This is a genomic window from Flavobacterium sp. 90 (genome assembly GCF_004339525.1).
In the GTDB taxonomy this organism is placed as follows: Bacteria; Bacteroidota; Bacteroidia; order Flavobacteriales; family Flavobacteriaceae; genus Flavobacterium.
On record NZ_SMGE01000001.1, the window covers coordinates 5,428,844 to 5,445,892 of the forward strand.

A 17,049-nucleotide genomic window follows, 5' to 3' on the forward strand; every position below is an offset into this window, starting at 1 on the left:
AACGTTTTCGTGAATAAACCTTTTATTCATAGAGGTTTATCTAGTTTTTTTGTATGTTTGAAATAAAGATTAGCGTTCTACAATTAACTCATTAGCGATATGATTACAAATACATCATTAGAATACAAAGGCGATTTATATCCATCAAAAATTGTCTCATTTCAACATGAAGGCGATTCAATCTTTTTTCATACAGATAACAAAGTAATCTTAAAAGTTACTATTCTTAGAGACAGTTTAATTCGATTTCGTTTTACTACAAAAGGGTATTTTAGCAACGATTTTTCGTATGCAATAGATAAAACGCAGCTTCACGGTTATAATTTTTTAGAACTTAAAGAAGAAGAAACTTATTTTCAGATTAGAACAAGTAAGGTCAAATGCAAAATTCAAAAATCAGATCTTCGTTTGTCTATTTATGATTTAAATGATCTTTTGATTCTGGAAGATGAACTTGGTTTTCACTGGGAAGAAAGCTATGAATATGGTGGAAATATTGTAAAAATGAGTAAATCGTCAAAAGACGGTGAATGTTTTTACGGGCTTGGTGACAAAGCAACTCAAATGAATTTAAAAGGTAAAAGATTAGAAAATTTTGCCACAGATCAATATGCTTATCAAAAAGAGCAAGATCCATTATATAAGGTAGTTCCGTTTTATATCGGGTTGCATAACAAGCAATCTTACGGAATTTTCTTTGACAATACTTTTAGAACTTTCTTTGATTTTTGTCAGGAAAGAAGAAATGTTACCAGCTTTTGGGCAGAAGGTGGCGAGATGAATTATTACTTTATTTACGGGCCACAAATGCAAGATGTGGTCACTACATATACTGATTTAACTGGTAAACCGGAACTTCCGCCACTTTGGGTTTTGGGTTATCATCAATGTAAATGGAGTTATTATCCGGAAAGTAAAGTAAAAGAGATTACTTCGAAATTTCGAGAACTAAAAATTCCGTGTGATGCCATTTATTTGGATATTGATTACATGGAAGGATTTCGATGTTTTACCTGGAATAAAGAATATTTTCCTGATCCAAAAAGAATGGTTGCAGAATTAGCCGAAGACGGTTTTAAAACTGTAGTAATCATCGATCCGGGAATTAAAATTGACAAAGATTATTGGGTTTATAAAGAAGCTTTAGAAAAAGATTATTTCTGTAAAAGAGCTGATGGACCATATATGAAAGGAAAAGTTTGGCCAGGTGAGTGTAATTTTCCTGATTATACAAATCCCGTTGTTAGAGAATGGTGGGCTGGATTATTTAAAGAATTAATTTCAGATATTGGTGTAAAAGGAGTTTGGAATGACATGAATGAACCTGCCGTTATGGAGGTTCCAAATAAAACTTTCCCAATGGATGTTCGTCACGTTTACGACGGAAATCCTTGCAGTCATAGAAAAGCGCACAATATTTACGGAACACAAATGGCACGCGCAACTTATCATGGCGTGAAGCGATTTGCATATCCTAAACGTCCTTTCGTAATCACAAGATCTGCTTATTCCGGAGCTCAACGTTATACATCGTCATGGACAGGAGATAATGTGGCAACTTGGGAACATTTATGGATTGCCAATATTCAGGTACAAAGAATGTGTATTTCAGGGATGGGATTCACAGGTTCTGATATTGGAGGCTTTGCTGAACAACCAACCGGAGAATTATATGCACGTTGGATTCAGTTAGGTGTTTTTCACCCGTTTTGTAGAACACATTCTTCCGGAGATCATGGAAATCAGGAACCTTGGGCTTTTGATGAAGAAGTGATCAATATTACCCGAAAATTTGTGAGTTTGCGCTACCAGTTATTACCTTATTTATATACCATGTTCTGGCAATATATTGAAGAAGGAATTCCAATGCTGAAACCTTTAGTTTATTATGATCAGGATGATACACAAACGCATTATCGTAATGACGAATTCATCTTTGGAAACCAGATTTTAGTTTGTCCAATCCTTGAACCTAATGCTGTAGGTAGACGTATGTATATTCCAAGAGGTGAGTGGTATAACTATTGGACAAATGAGTTTTCGAATGGAGGAAGAGAAGTTTGGGTTGATACTAAATTTGATGAGATTCCCGTGTTTGTAAAAGCAGGCGCGATTATTCCAAAATATCCGGTGCAGCAATATGTTGGTGAACTTGAATTTGATGAATTGGTTCTTGATTTATACTTTAAAAACGGAAAAGAGAAGTCTGTAGTTTATGAAGATGCTCAGGATGGTTACGATTATAAAAAAGGGCGATATAGCTTTTTATCTTTCACTACAGTAGGAAAAGAAAAAGAACTAATTGTTCAGCTTCATAAAGAAGGAAAATACGATACACCTTATACCAAGTATAAAATTAATTTGATTGGATTGCCGTTTAAAGTTACCGAAATCGAAATTGACAATGAAAATGTCGTGTTTGATAAAATTGCTTTTGATGAAAATAACTTCTTAATTGTTGATAAAGAGTTTACTGAATTACATATTATTGGAGAATAAGTAAATTCTGATAAATTTTATGAAAATTATATAAATTGGAAATTAATAATAATTGTATTTTTGTGTGTTGTAAAATATCAAAATCATGAAAAAACATTTAATAATAGGCCTATTTGCAGTCGTTTTAGTCGGATGTGCAACCAATCCAATTACGGGAAAACAAAATTTAAACTTTGTTTCTAATAGCGAACTATTTCCAACATCATTTCAACAATACAGTACTTTTTTAACTGAAAACAAAGTCATTACCGGAACTGCTGATGCAAAAAGAGTTGACTTGGTTGGATCAAAAATTAAATCTGCCGCCGAAAAATATCTAAATTATTTAGGTCAGTCTCAGTATTTAAAAGATTATCGTTGGGAGTATAAACTAGTCGACAACAAAGAAGTAAATGCATGGTGTCTTCCAGGAGGAAAAATTGTTGTTTACTCGGGAATTTTACCTGTAACTCAAAACGAATCAGGATTAGCGACGGTTATGGGACATGAAGTTTCGCACGCATTGGCAAATCACGGAGCACAAAGAATGAGTGCTGCACAATTGCAATCAATAGGAGGTGCTGTTTTGGATGCTGCTACAAGTAATAAGACTGCACAAACTAAAGAAATATTTTCGCAAGCTTATGGAATGGGAACGCAAGTAGGAGTAATGCTTCCGTTTAGCAGAAGCAACGAAAGTGAAGCTGATAAAATTGGTTTAACATTAATGGCAATAGCTGGTTATAATCCAGATGATGCAATTGCATTTTGGACTAGAATGTCAGCTAATTCAGGAGCTGCAGGAACACCGGAATTTATGAGTACGCACCCATCTGATGCGACAAGAATTGCAAATTTAAAAGCATTAATACCAGAAGCAAGAGCGACAGCGATTAAAGTTGGCATTATAAAATAAAGATAATCATTTGATAAATAAAAAAGCTATTCTAGTTTTAGAGTAGCTTTTTTATTGTGATATAATACGCGCTGATTTCTGGATTGTTCATGATTTATTAATACAGGAATTTTTTAAAATCTACCTGTTTATGATAAAAATTAGATAAATTCGTAGCGCATTAACAAAACCATTTCTATGAAAAACCTACAAAAAGGAGATAAAAAATTATTAAATGCCTGGGCATTTTATGATTGGGCAAATTCAGTTTATACCTTGACAATTGCTTCTGCAGTATTTCCTATTTTTTATGAAGCTTTATTCTCTGACCGTGACCATTATATTGATGTTTTCGGCATGCATCTTAAAAACTCAGCTTTAATTAGTTTTACTACTGCTTTTGCATTTTTAGTGGTTTCTTTTATTTCGCCATTATTATCCGGAATTGCTGATTATGTTGGGAATAAAAAGTCCTTTATGAAGTTTTTCTGTTACTTGGGTGCTTTATCTTGTATGGGATTATATTGGTTTGATCTTGGAGATATCTATATTGGATTAGCATTTTATTTCTTTGGATTAATTGGATATTGGGGAAGTTTGGTTTTTTATAATTCATATTTACCTGATATCGCATTTGAAGAACAACAAGACAGAATTAGTGCCAAAGGATACTCATTAGGTTACATTGGAAGTGTAATTTTACTGATCATTAATCTGGCAATGATTATGAAACCAAAACTTTTTGGAATCACAGGAACAGATGGTGAAGCTGCGATGAAAGCAATGCGTTATTCTTTTATAATGGTTGGAGTTTGGTGGATATTATTTAGCCAGTATACGTATTATTATTTACCAAAAGGAAGTAAAGAAACTGGTGAAAAATTGACAAAATCTGTAGTTTTTAATGGTTTTAAAGAGCTTAAGAAAGTTTGGTCATTGTTGAAAGAAAATATTCCGTTAAAGAGATATTTGGGCGGATTCTTTGTTTCAAGTATGGCTGTACAAACTGTAATGTTGGTAGCAACTTATTTTGGAGCACAGGAAATTCAATGGTCATCAAAAGAAGAAGGTACTATTGGATTAATTATTTGTATTTTGATTATACAATTAGTAGCCGTTATAGGAGCTGTTTTAACTTCTAGAGCTTCTGCTAAATTTGGAAATGTCCCAACCTTAATTGTCATTAATGCTATTTGGGCAGTATTTTGTGCTTTGGCTTTCTTTATAACTTTACCAATGCATTTTTATGTTATGGCAACAGTTGCAGGATTTGTAATGGGCGGAATCCAGGCTTTATCACGTTCTACGTATTCAAAATTATTGCCGGAAACGGAAGATACAGCTTCGTTTTTTAGTTTTTATGATGTAGCAGAAAAAATCGGAATCGTAATCGGGATGTGTGTTTATGGTATTATCGATCAGATTACCGGAAGTCCTCGTGCAGCAATTGTAATTTTGGGAGTTTTCTTTGTTACAGCAATTTTCTTATTAAGACGAGTACATAAAAAGGCACTTTAAAAAAAGTACCTTATAATAAATTATTTTGATTTTTGCTGTGCATCGATTTTTGAAATCATTTGCGCAGCATTTTCATTTTTAGGATTTAAATCTAATGATTTTTGATAGTTTTGTTTTGCAAGTTCCAGCTTTCCAATAGCTTCATAAATTTCACCCAAACTATCATAAGCATTAGCTGATTTTGGATATTCTAAACAATTAAGCTTGAAAATTTGAAGTGAAAGATCAGTTTGTTTTTTATTAAAGTAACTATACCCTAAATTATTAAGACTTTCTTCAAAATTGTAATCTGGGTATTTTAATCTCAATTGTTTGAACTTCTTTTCTGCTATTTCAAAAGTATTTTCGCTAAAGATTTCAATCAATTGCGTTTGTGGCGTTCGTATTTGATCTAGCGTAAGTACTAATTCTTTTGATGTATCATTTGGTCGGGAAATAGTTAACCCTTTTAGTTCGTCTTTATTTAGGTTAAACCGAATGATATTGGGATAATTTTCAACTTTAAAAGAATTATTACCTATATAATACATTTCGTTTTTCTCGGCATTAAAATTATCTTTTAAATAAGGAGAATTAAGATATAAATGATTGTTTTCTTCAAAGATTTTGGTAACGCCTAATCTGTTATAACCATAAAGTACTTCATTATAATAGCCTTTTATCGCTTCTTTTAATTCTTTAGGGATTTGTTTATTATCGCTAGTATTAATTGGTTTAATCCAATGAAGTTTAGTGATAATTTCATTATCCATATAACACATTACAGGCAAACGATTTGGTTTGTCTCCATTTGCTAAAATTGCAATTCCGTTGCCATTTGTCATTGTAGCCAATAAATCGCCTCCGGTTCCGGTGTTTGATCCGTCATGCGAGAACCACTCCAGATTTCCGTAACCTAAACTTCTTTGCCAGCCATAACTCCAAGCACGAGGACCATTCATAGTCACAATATCAGTTACTTTTCTAGCGACATTTGTAGAAATTATTTTGTTTCCTTTTCCTGATAATGCTTTTTGCATTTCGATTGCAATGAACGCTAAATCAGTAGGAGTAGACCACAAACCTGATGGCGCAACTTGCGGAGTTATTGGTATTCCGGTTCTAATGATTTCGCCTTTGCTATTATGAACTTTTGCAATATTGGTTAAGAAACCTTTTTCGTTGGGTTGTAACATTGTTGAGTTTTGCAATTGCAAAGGATCAAGAAGAGTTTCTTTTACGATTTGTGCTAACGGCTTTTTAAAATGATCTTCAAGTGCACATTGAATAATTACATAACCGCCACCACTATATTCCCAGTTTGTTCCCGGTTTAAAGAGAAATTCAATTGGCTTTTTTGATCTTGGAAGTAATTTTCCTTGCAAACTTTCTACAATAGTTGGTATAGAATCACCTGTATAATAATCCTCAAAACCGCCTTGACTTGTTCCTGCGGTGTGAGATAAAAGTTGTTTCCAGGTTACTTTTGTATCTTTACTAAAAGTGCTTTCCGGAAGTTTCCATCTTTCAAGATAATTCTCAATTGGATCATCGAGATTTATTAAACCTTTTTCTTCAAGCATCGCACAAACAATAGCCGTTATTGGTTTTGAAATTGAAGCGGTCGAAAATGCTGTGTTTTCATCGATTTTTTCCTTAGAATCAGAAGCTTTTATTCCCCATTGATTTGTCCATATAATTTTGTAATTTTCAAATACAGCAACACTTAAACCTTTAAGGTTGTATTTTAGCATCATCTCCGAAGTACTTTTTTTAAGGTCTTCAAAAACTTTAATATTAATTGAATCTTGCTTTTTTTGCGCAAAAGACAGGGCACAAGAAAGCGCCAGAAGGATAATCATTATTGTCCGTCTCATCTGATTTTTATTTTTTAGATTGTTGTTTTTGCCGAAGCAGAACTTTCAGTTATTATTTCTGCTTTAATTCATTCAATAAATTATTTACTGCAGATTCGAGATAAGTTCCTGAATTTTTATCACTTTGGTTCATGATAATTACAAAACCAAAATTAGACTCAGGGAATATTTTCAAGATGTTTTGTGTTCCATTTGAGCCACCATCTTTTGCATAAACAGTATTACCGTCAGCGTCAGTTTGAATTTCCCAAAAATAGCCCATATCAGGATTTGATGCAATTTTTTGATGCGATTCTAATACTATTTTGTTATTTTGATCTAATTCAAATTTGATGAATTTTGTCAAATCACTAATAGTTGACTTAAGCATTTTTGAAGCGCCCCAAAGATTGCTTGAAAGAGGTGTCATCAATAATTCACTTTCATTGTAACCATTTGCAACTATATCATTTTTAATAAGCTTAATTTTTGTTGAATTCATTTTCAACTTATCAAAAATCACTTGATGTAATTGATCTTCGAAATTCTTTTTATAAACATTTTCTAAAACATGAGCGCATAATTCAGGTCCAAGCGCACCATATTTAAAGGTTGTTCCTGGCAATGTGTCAACTTTTACTTTTCGCAAAGCATTAAAAAAATCACTTTTAGTGTACGATTTATCAAGCCTGTTTTTGTGAACTAAAAAACTATCAGGGCTATATTTTTGACGAATTTCTTTGGTGTCTGGAAAAGGAGTTAATATACCGGTTCTATGCGTCAGCAAATCTTTAATTCTGATTGGATTTCCGTTATATTCTAAATTAGAAAAAGGTTCGTTTAGATATTTTCTAATATCGTCATTCAGATTGATTTTCCCTTCAAGAACAGCATTCGCCATTAAGGTTCCTGTAAAAATTTTAGTTACAGATGCAATTTCGAATAAAGTGTTATTGTGGGCCTTGTTTCCTTTTTTCTTATTAATTTCGCCAAAATGCCTGATATAAGATTTTCCATCTTTTACAACAGCAATTGAAACCGAATGTGCTTTTGAATCCTTTAATAAAGTTGTAGCTGTTTTTGTAATTGCTGCAAAAGCTTCTTTTTCTGTAAAGTTGTTTTGTTTTTGCTGGCTGAAAATTGTAAAATTAAAGCTCAATAATAAAAGCAGTTTGATTCTGTTCATTTTTTTATGTTTGATTTGATGATCGTTCAAAATTCTTTTATTATTGAGCTTTAATCAACATTATGCTTTTGAAATATTTCCTGAACCGGATACTTTTACGTCACGTTTTTCTGGATTTCCACTGTATTTAATATCGCCTGAACCAGAAACTCTTGCTGTTAAACTTTGATTGCAGTTAACACGACTATTTCCCGATCCCGAAACATTTACGTCTACATTTTTAGATTTTAAATCAGCAGCATCGATATCTCCGGATCCCGAAAGTTTTGTAGTAAAATTATCAGCCGTTCCTTTTAAGCGTACGTTTCCGGAACCGCTTAAATTAAGTTCTAAAGAATTTGAATCTACAGCTAAATTAAAGTTTCCTGAACCAGATAATTTTGCCAAAAACTTATCATTTTTAATTGGATTTTTAGTCTGAATATCTCCCGAACCTGCCAAAGCTAATTCTGAAATTTTATCAAACGGAATTGTCAACTGAACTTTTTTACCCATACTTGGACGTAAGTTCGTATTGCTTTTATTGTGGATTTTAAGCGTATTATCTTCAACTTCAACAACAATAGCTGCAAGAATATTCTCTTCTCCTTTGATGATGATTTTACCTTCTTTTCCTGCCACTAAATCAACATCATAAAAGCCTGATATTTTTATACCATCGTATTCAGCTGTAGTTCTGGTTTCGGTGACAACTTTACCATTTCCGTTTATTTTGTTTGATTGCGCATTTGCCATAAAACCAACTAAAAATGCTCCAAAAACTATAAGATGTACTACTTTTTTCATTGTTTTAAATTTTAAATTATTATTTTTTGATTAATGATACGTTTCCATAATTCGATGTTACTTGAATTTTATTTTGACCTTTTCTTTTATGATAACCGTTTATGTTTTTAGTACTGCTTTTACTTTCACTTACTGAAATTTCTAAATCATCGCCTGTTTTGATGCTTCCATATTTTGTTACTATATCAAAATCAAAAGGATAGTTTGAGCTATATCCCAATGAAACATCAGAATAACCAGAGCTAATATTGACATTGCCGCCTTTGTCATTTATAATACCAACACTCAGTTTACTATAAGTAATATCTGAAGTCAGATTGCTTGAAAGTTCAGAAATCCCAATTGTCAGATAATTTCCAGATCCCTGAAAAGAGTTCACTTTTTGGAATTTTATAGTTCCATAATTGCAATCATATTTAATATTCTGACTATCTCCTACAGTCAAATCACTATAATTGGCATCCAGATTTATATTTCCGGATTCGTTAATTTTTAAATTTGAATAACGTGCTTCAATATTTGAATTTTTGATGTAATCAATATTTGAATTTTGACAATATTCGATATGAATATTATTGCTAGAACCATTTAATCTCCCCAGATTTATTTTGCCGTACTTACATGAAATATCAGTTGTAGATTCCAGATTTAGAGTTGTAATATTTCCGTACCTGTTTTCGAGCTTTACAGAACCGTTTTTTGGGATTTTTATCACATAATTAATTTCGAAACTGTTGCTGCTTCCTTTACTTTTAAACGAAGAGCTTCCAATATTTGTAACCGCAGTAACCAATGATTTTAAGGCAGTAATATCAACATCAATACTGTTTAGTTTTTCGTTAACCCAGTTTTCATTTCCACCGGTTACTTTTATCGTAATATCAAGATCAATTTTATCTTCATCCCAGGTTGATACCGTGATGTTTCCGTATTTATTGGTAATATCAATTCCTGCATTCGAATTTACGATATAGGTTTTTTTGATACTTTTTTGTTTTGAGATGTAATTATCATCATTAGAAAAACCTAGTATAGGTATTAAAATGAATAGAATAAGTAAGTTATAATGTTTTTTCATCAGATGTGTTTTTTAGATTTTCGTTTTCTTCAATTCGTTTTAAAACTGTTTGTAAAAAAGAGATTCGTGTTTGCAGATTGCTAATCATGGCGTAAATAATTTGTTTGTTCTCGCCATTTTTCTGAAGCTCTTTTATGATTTTTGCATAATCGGCATCAAAAACTTTCATTTGCTTAAGCGCATCATTAATGATTTGCTCATTTTCCGGTGAGTTTTTCTCTTTTAATTTAACAAGTTCATTATCGATCAAAATGCTGAAAATAGAATCAGTTCGTTTGGTTTCATTAGACGCAAATTTGAATTCTTTTGGTTTGTTATTTTTATAAAAAACAGATATTCCTAACATCAATACAATTGAAGCCGCAACAGCTGTTACAAACCAATATTTCCTTTTGGATTGCTTTTTATTTAATTTGTTTAAGAAATCAACCTGATGGTCAGAATTCATTTCCTGAATATCCCATTGATTTTCAAATTTGTTAAATAATTGATCTAAATTGTCATTTTCCTTTTTCATATTTCCTCTAATTTTTTTCGTAAATTCTCTTTAGCTCTGCTTAATGTTGTTCGACAATTGGCATAACTAATATTCAAAATTTCGCAAATTTCTTCCTGATCATAACCTTCAATATAAAATAGCGTCAAAACCATTCTGTAATTATCTTTTAATGATAAAATGGTGTCCAAAACCTGTTTCACTTTAAGTGAATTCAAATCTATATTTTCAGAAAAGAAACTGTCATTTTCTTCTATTTTATAAAGTGTTTTACTCAAATCCTCGACTTGAAACGCGTTATTCTTTTTATAAAAATCAATACTATAATTGATGATTATCTTTTTTAGCCACGCTCCAAAAGCGACTTCCTGCTTGTAGTCATTGATTTTTGTAAACGCTTTCAAAAAGCCTTCTTGCATGACGTCTTGTGCAAAATGTTCGTCCTTCACAATACGGTAAGCCACGTTATACATAGCTTTACAGTAACGATTGTAAACTTCGAATTGAGCCTTTTGATTGTTTTCTTTACAAAGAGCGATTAATTCTTCGATATTTTGATTGGTTATGTTCAAGTTTTGATTGCTAGTTTTTTATAATGACTTTGCTTTTTTTGGTTTGTTACACTTTTTATAAAATTTTTTTATTTTTTTTCGTTTACGTAAAGCCGTAAGGAAAAATAAAATGATCGGTTTATTTTTGGTTAGAAATTTACTTACAATATACCATTAACAAATCTAAAACTATGAAAAAACTAAAAAGCCTAATGTTAATCACATTATTTGTTTCAACAACTTTATTTACATCGTGTTCAAGCGATTCCGGGAGCGATGATTCTGGATCAGAAAATTCTCAAGGAGATTATTGGCCGACAGCAGTTGGCAATCAATGGGTTTTCAACCAAGATGGAGTCGAAACTTCAATGAAAATTGTCAGCTCACAAAAAGCAAACAACGATACTTATTTTAAATTCGATAAGTTATTTATATCCTCTTCGAGTGAAGTTGCAGGTTCAGCTTCAGCATCGATTAAAAAAGTGCAGGGAGATTACTTTATCAAACTAGATGAGATTAATATTAGCGCAAACGGTTTTTCTGGAAAAATAAGCGGGTATGAATTTATCTTCTTTAAAGATTATTTAGATGTAAATAAAAATTGGACAGGAACTTATACACAAGAAACCACATATACTGGTCTGGGAACTATTAAAACAACAACAAAATACACAGGTACAATTTTAGAAAAAGGCATAACTACTGTTGTGAAAAATGTTACTCATAAAGATGTTATTAGATTTAAACTAAAACTTGAAACATCATTAGAAGGACAGAGTGCCGGTTCTACCGAAGCAGAATATTGGATTGCTAAAGGTGTAGGGGTTATTAAGTTTAATTATAATGATACAGCTTCAGAACTAGCTTCTTACAAAATAAATTAAGAATATTCCAAATTAAGATTTTAAAACCCGAAATAACTTTCGGGTTTTTTTATGCTTTATAATTTATCTTGTTTGAGAACTTAAAATACTAAAAACTGACATTTCAAAACTTTCTTTTTTGGTTTTGGCATAATGATTGTCTATTTTTACTGCCTATCATGTAAATCAAACACTTAATGAAGTTGTACTAAAAACTACATAGCGTTTGGATAAATTTGCAGTTAGGATTAAACTTTTAATGACAAAACGACTTATATATTATTATGTCAAACCATAAAATACTTACTATTGACAATCTGTCACTTCAAGAATTTGATTCAGAAGCCGAATTAATTCCATTATTAACTCCAGAGGACGAAGAAGAAATGAATAACGAGGAGCTTCCGCTTTCGTTACCAATTTTACCTTTGCGTAATACCGTTCTTTTTCCAGGAGTTGTAATTCCAATTTCGGCAGGAAGAGATAAATCGATTAAGCTAATTAATGATGCTAATGCCGGTGGAAAAATCATTGGTGTAGTTTCTCAAATCAATGAAGAAGACGAAGATCCATCAAAAGACGATATTCATAAAATAGGAACTGTAGCGAGAATTTTGCGCGTTTTGAAAATGCCTGACGGAAATGTTACGGTTATTTTACAAGGAAAAAAACGTTTTGAAATTGACGAAGTAGTTTCAGAAGAACCTTATATTACTGCAACGATAAAAGAGGTTGCTGAAGAACGTCCGGAAGAAGATGATACGGAGTTTACAGCTATTTTGGATTCTGTAAAAGAGTTGGCAATTCAAATTATTAAAGAAAGTCCAAATATTCCATCAGAAGCTACTTTTGCGATTAAAAACATTGAAAGCCAGTCGTTTTTGATCAATTTTGTTTCTTCTAATATGAATTTATCCGTAAAAGAAAAACAAGGTTTATTGTCTATCAACGGATTAAAAGACAGAGCGCTTGAAACCTTACGTTATATGAACGTTGAATTGCAGAAATTAGAATTGAAGAATGACATTCAGTCAAAAGTCCGTTTTGATTTAGACCAGCAGCAACGTGAATATTTCTTACATCAGCAAATGAAAACCATTCAGGAAGAACTGGGAGGCGTTTCGCAAGAGGAAGAAATGGACGAAATGGGATTGAAGGCAAAAACCAAAAAATGGGACGAAAAGACGCAGAAACATTTCGAAAAAGAATTGTCAAAAATGCGTCGTATGAATCCACAATCTCCTGATTTTGGAATTCAGCGTAACTATTTAGAGTTGTTTTTAGAATTGCCTTGGGGCGAATATTCTAAAGACAAATTCGATTTAAAACATGCTCAGAAAATATTAGATAAAGATCATTTTGGACTTGAAGAAGTAAAGAAAAGAATGATTGAACATTTGGCAGTATTGAAACTTCGTAACGATATGAAATCGCCAATTATATGTTTGACAGGACCTCCGGGAGTTGGTAAAACATCTATTGGACGTTCAGTTGCAGAAGCTCTTGGTCGCGAATACGTGCGTATTTCGTTAGGAGGTTTACGTGATGAAGCTGAGATTCGAGGACATAGAAAAACTTATATTGGTGCAATGCCGGGACGTATTATTCAGAGTTTGAAAAAAGCCGGAACTTCAAATCCTGTTTTTATTCTGGACGAAATTGACAAGTTGTCAAACGGAAATAGTGGTGATCCATCTTCTGCTTTATTAGAAGTTTTAGATCCGGAGCAAAACAGCGCTTTTTATGATAATTTCCTTGAAATGGGATATGATTTATCAAAAGTTATGTTTATCGCGACTTCGAACAATATGGCAGCTATTCAGCCAGCGTTGCGTGACAGAATGGAAGTAATCAAAATGTCAGGTTATACAATTGAAGAGAAAGTTGAAATTGCAAAAAGACACCTTTTTCCAAAACAATTAGAAGCACATGGATTGACGACTAAAGATCTGACAATTGGTAAAAAACAATTGGAGAAAATCGTAGAAGGTTATACACGTGAATCCGGTGTTCGTAACTTAGAAACAAAAATCGCTCAGGTAATTCGTAACGCTGCAAAAGCAGTTGCAATGGAAGAGGAATACAATAAAAAAGTAACCGACGAAGATATTGTAACCGTTTTAGGAGTTCCAAGATTAGAGCGTGACAAATACGAGAATAATGATATTGCAGGAGTTGTTACAGGTCTTGCCTGGACAAGTGTTGGTGGTGATATTTTGTTTATTGAATCTTTAATTTCCGAAGGAAAAGGTTCATTAAGTATTACAGGAAATTTAGGTACTGTAATGAAAGAATCAGCAACAATTGCATTAGAATATATTAAGGCCAATGCTAAGAAATTAGGTTTAAGTGTTGAGCTTTTCCAAAAATATAATATTCACTTGCACGTTCCGGAAGGAGCAACGCCAAAAGATGGACCAAGTGCCGGTATTGCAATGTTGACGTCTTTAGTTTCTTTGTTAACACAAAAGAAAGTGAAGAAAAGTTTAGCAATGACTGGAGAAATTACGCTTCGAGGTAAAGTATTACCAGTTGGTGGTATCAAAGAGAAAATCTTAGCAGCAAAAAGAGCAGGCATTAAAGAAATCATTTTATGTCATGAAAACAAAAGTGATATTGACGAAATAAAAGCTGAATACTTAGAAGGTTTGAGTTTTCATTACGTAAAAGAAATGAGTGAAGTTTTAGCACTTGCTTTAACAGATCAAAATGTAAAAAATGCCAAAACTTTAAAATAAAATTTTAAAGTTAAATTCCAATATTTTTAAATTCCAAATTCCAGGCTGATAACTCAGTTTTGGAGTTTGGATTTTTTTATTATGTCCAATATTTATTAGGAAACTTTAATGATTTCAAGCTCTTATTTAATAAATTTTGGTTTTGAAATTTGGATTTTTTAATTGGAATTTAATTTATAATTAATTTTATTTTATACGTTATATAATTTTATCTTCGCATTTGCGTTATTCACACATAGGATTCGCCCCAAAAGCATGTTAAAACGATTTGTTTTACTTTTTTTTAGTTTAGTTTGTTCGGTTTCTTACGGGCAAATTGGTGGTCGATATACTTATCAGTTTTTAAATTTAACGACTTCACCACGACAAGCTGCATTGGGAGGTGAAACGATTACAATATACGATGAAGATGTGAATCAGGTAATGTCTAATCCGGCAGCTTTAAATGAAGATATGGATAACCATTTGGCAATGAATTATGGAAGTTACTACGGAGAAGCATCTTACGGAACTGCTTCGTACGCTTATACTTACGATAGACATGTTCAGACATTTTATGCCGGAATGAGTTATGTAAACTATGGTTCATTTGAAGGATATGACGAAAACGGTCAGGCAACATCCAGTTTTTCAGGAAGCGAAGGCGCGCTATCACTGGGATACGCATATAATGTTCCTTTTACAGATTTGCATATTGGCGCTACAGCTAAGTTAATAACTTCAACTTTAGAAAGTTATAATTCAATTGGCGGCGCAATTGATGTGGGAATTATGTATCAAATTGAAAAAAATGATGTAAATTTGGCATTGGTATTTCGTAATATTGGTAGACAGTTTACAACATATTCTGGTATACAAGAAAATTTACCATTTGAAATCATTGCAGGAGTTTCTCAGGAATTAGAGCACGTTCCAATTCGTTGGCATCTTTCGTTAGAAAATTTGCAGCAATGGAATATTTCTTTTTCGAATCCCGTTCGCGGAGAAACCAACATTGATGGATCAACAAATGAAGAGAAGGTTTCGTTTGTAAATAATGTTTTGCGACACGTTGTTTTCGGCGTGGAGCTATTCCCCAAAAGGGCATTTAATTTGCGTTTAGGATATAATTTTAGAAGAGGAGAAGAACTAAGAGTGGCGGATCAACGCAATTTCTCAGGAGTTTCATTAGGGTTTGGTTTAAAGATGAATAAATTAAAATTTAATTATTCATATTCCAGATATACATTGGCAGCAAATACGAGTCTTTTTGGTCTAATTTTAAATTTTCAATAGTTATATGAAAATATTTAGTTTGTTTTTGTTTATGACAGTAGGTTTTTTTACGGGTTCAAAACACTACTACAAAGAAGAAACTTCTATTACCACTGTGGAAATAGAGAGGATTAATACAAGAGTTAGCGAGATAAGAAACATGATGAGTATTGATCCCAAATACAATACTAAAATCGCTTTTTTTGTGGACATGAGAATACCATCTGGAAAGAATCGTTTTTTTGTTTACGACTTAGTAAATAATAAAATAATCGACCAGGGTCTTGTGGCACACGGTTCAGGATCTGAAACCGGAGTAAAAGGAAGTTTAAGATTTAGCAATACACCAAACTCAAACTGCACAGCTTTGGGCAGATATTCTATCGAAAAATGTTATAAAGGATGTTTCGGGAAATCATATAAGCTAGAAGGTTTAGACGAAACAAACAATAATGCTTTAAAAAGAGCGATAGTGCTACATTATTATTCAGCGGTTCCTTATGAAGAGCAAGATTATTATATTAGTAATAGTCATGGCTGTCCAATGGTAAATGAGCAATTCTTCAAACGAATCGAAAAAATAATTGATAGTTCTAAGTCGAATATCATCTTAGATATTTATTACTAAAATAACATTTCATACAATCTTATTATAATCAAGCTTTTGCTGTTGTTAATTTTTTCAACAGCATTTTTTTTGAAATTATATTTTTCCACATTTAAATTTCAGTTCGTCAAACAAATAGTTTAGTATGAAGAAGTTTTTTTTCGCTTTTTTTGTTGCGCTGTTGTTTTTCATCGGATTTAAAATTCTCTGGAAAGACGAAAAAGTTATTTTATTAACTGAAAAGAAAATTGATATAACGCAAATTAATGAAGTCAAGAAAGTAATAAAGAGTAATTCGAAATATAATAATAGAATTGCGTTTTTTATTGATATGAAAATTCCTTCGGGTAAGAATCGCTTTTTTGTTTATGATTTAAAAGAAAATAAAATTATAGACAGAGGTTTAGTTGCTCATGGTTCAGGATCTGAAACCGGTTTAAAAGGAAAACTAAGATTTAGTAATATTCCAAATTCACTGAGTACGTCATTAGGGAAATATGCTATAGGAAATCATTATAACGGAAAATTCGGGAAGGCTTATAAACTATACGGATTGGACAAAACAAATAGTAATGCATTTAAGCGGGATATTGTTTTTCATTACTACTTTGATGTTCCGTATAAAGAGAAAGATGGTTATATTTGCAACAGCTACGGCTGCCCTATGGTTAATAAAAAATATTTTGACAGAATAGCAAAAATAATAGATAGCTCTGAATCAGATATTCTGATGAGTATTTATTATTAAAATCAAAATTAAAGCA

General features: G+C 32.1%; 14 protein-coding genes. 8 read left to right on the forward strand and 6 right to left on the reverse strand.

Going from position 1 to position 17,049, the window contains the following annotated elements:
* Positions 1-99: 99 nt before the first annotated feature.
* The 3 genes from C8C83_RS21940 to C8C83_RS21950 all read left to right on the forward strand — a co-directional run bounded on the left by C8C83_RS21940 (position 100) and on the right by C8C83_RS21950 (position 4,891).
* Positions 100-2,499, forward strand: coding sequence for a glycoside hydrolase family 31 protein (locus C8C83_RS21940; protein ID WP_121330688.1), 2,400 nt, complete (start codon positions 100-102; stop codon positions 2,497-2,499).
* Between the two features lie 85 nt (positions 2,500-2,584).
* Positions 2,585-3,394 (forward strand): M48 family metallopeptidase, encoded by an 810-nt coding sequence (locus C8C83_RS21945; protein ID WP_121330689.1) that lies wholly within the window; start codon positions 2,585-2,587, stop codon positions 3,392-3,394.
* A gap of 177 nt (positions 3,395-3,571) precedes the next feature.
* Positions 3,572-4,891, forward strand: coding sequence for an MFS transporter (locus C8C83_RS21950; protein ID WP_121330690.1), 1,320 nt, complete (start codon positions 3,572-3,574; stop codon positions 4,889-4,891).
* Positions 4,892-4,911: 20 nt separating this feature from the next.
* On the opposite strand, the gene C8C83_RS21955 is transcribed toward C8C83_RS21950, so the two are convergent.
* The 6 genes from C8C83_RS21955 to C8C83_RS21980 are packed head-to-tail and all read right to left on the reverse strand — an operon-like array spanning position 4,912 to position 10,844.
* Positions 4,912-6,747 carry a serine hydrolase gene (locus C8C83_RS21955; RefSeq protein ID WP_121330691.1) on the reverse strand — a complete coding sequence of 612 codons (1,836 nt, stop codon included), beginning with the start codon at positions 6,745-6,747 and terminating at the stop codon, positions 4,912-4,914.
* 52 nt (positions 6,748-6,799) lie between these two features.
* Positions 6,800-7,912 (reverse strand): serine hydrolase domain-containing protein, encoded by a 1,113-nt coding sequence (locus C8C83_RS21960; RefSeq protein WP_121330692.1) that lies wholly within the window; start codon positions 7,910-7,912, stop codon positions 6,800-6,802.
* A 60-nt stretch (positions 7,913-7,972) separates the two neighbouring features.
* A complete protein-coding gene (locus tag C8C83_RS21965; protein ID WP_121330693.1) occupies positions 7,973-8,698 on the reverse strand; it encodes a head GIN domain-containing protein in 726 nt (241 codons plus the stop codon).
* A 19-nt stretch (positions 8,699-8,717) separates the two neighbouring features.
* Complete coding sequence (locus tag C8C83_RS21970) at positions 8,718-9,776, reverse strand: hypothetical protein (RefSeq protein WP_132011907.1); 1,059 nt, start codon at positions 9,774-9,776, stop codon at positions 8,718-8,720.
* Positions 9,760-10,293 carry an anti-sigma factor gene (locus tag C8C83_RS21975; RefSeq protein WP_121330694.1) on the reverse strand — a complete coding sequence of 178 codons (534 nt, stop codon included), beginning with the start codon at positions 10,291-10,293 and terminating at the stop codon, positions 9,760-9,762. The genes C8C83_RS21970 and C8C83_RS21975 overlap by 17 nt, the downstream gene beginning before the upstream one ends.
* Positions 10,290-10,844, reverse strand: a complete 555-nt coding sequence (locus tag C8C83_RS21980) for an RNA polymerase sigma factor (RefSeq protein ID WP_121330695.1) — start codon at positions 10,842-10,844, stop codon at positions 10,290-10,292. The genes C8C83_RS21975 and C8C83_RS21980 overlap by 4 nt, the downstream gene beginning before the upstream one ends.
* A gap of 170 nt (positions 10,845-11,014) precedes the next feature.
* On the opposite strand from C8C83_RS21980, the gene C8C83_RS21985 reads away from it, so the two are divergent.
* From C8C83_RS21985 to C8C83_RS22005, 5 genes are all read left to right on the forward strand, one after another.
* Positions 11,015-11,707: a hypothetical protein gene (locus C8C83_RS21985; protein WP_121330696.1), complete on the forward strand. Its 693-nt coding sequence runs from the start codon at positions 11,015-11,017 to the stop codon at positions 11,705-11,707.
* A 263-nt stretch (positions 11,708-11,970) separates the two neighbouring features.
* Positions 11,971-14,424 (forward strand): endopeptidase La, encoded by a 2,454-nt coding sequence (gene lon / locus C8C83_RS21990; protein ID WP_121330697.1) that lies wholly within the window; start codon positions 11,971-11,973, stop codon positions 14,422-14,424.
* A gap of 255 nt (positions 14,425-14,679) precedes the next feature.
* Positions 14,680-15,699: a type IX secretion system protein PorQ gene (porQ, locus tag C8C83_RS21995; RefSeq protein ID WP_121330698.1), complete on the forward strand. Its 1,020-nt coding sequence runs from the start codon at positions 14,680-14,682 to the stop codon at positions 15,697-15,699.
* 4 nt (positions 15,700-15,703) lie between these two features.
* Complete coding sequence (locus C8C83_RS22000) at positions 15,704-16,306, forward strand: murein L,D-transpeptidase catalytic domain-containing protein (protein WP_121330699.1); 603 nt, start codon at positions 15,704-15,706, stop codon at positions 16,304-16,306.
* Positions 16,307-16,430: 124 nt separating this feature from the next.
* Positions 16,431-17,033 carry a murein L,D-transpeptidase catalytic domain-containing protein gene (locus C8C83_RS22005; RefSeq protein ID WP_121330700.1) on the forward strand — a complete coding sequence of 201 codons (603 nt, stop codon included), beginning with the start codon at positions 16,431-16,433 and terminating at the stop codon, positions 17,031-17,033.
* Positions 17,034-17,049: the final 16 nt, after the last annotated feature.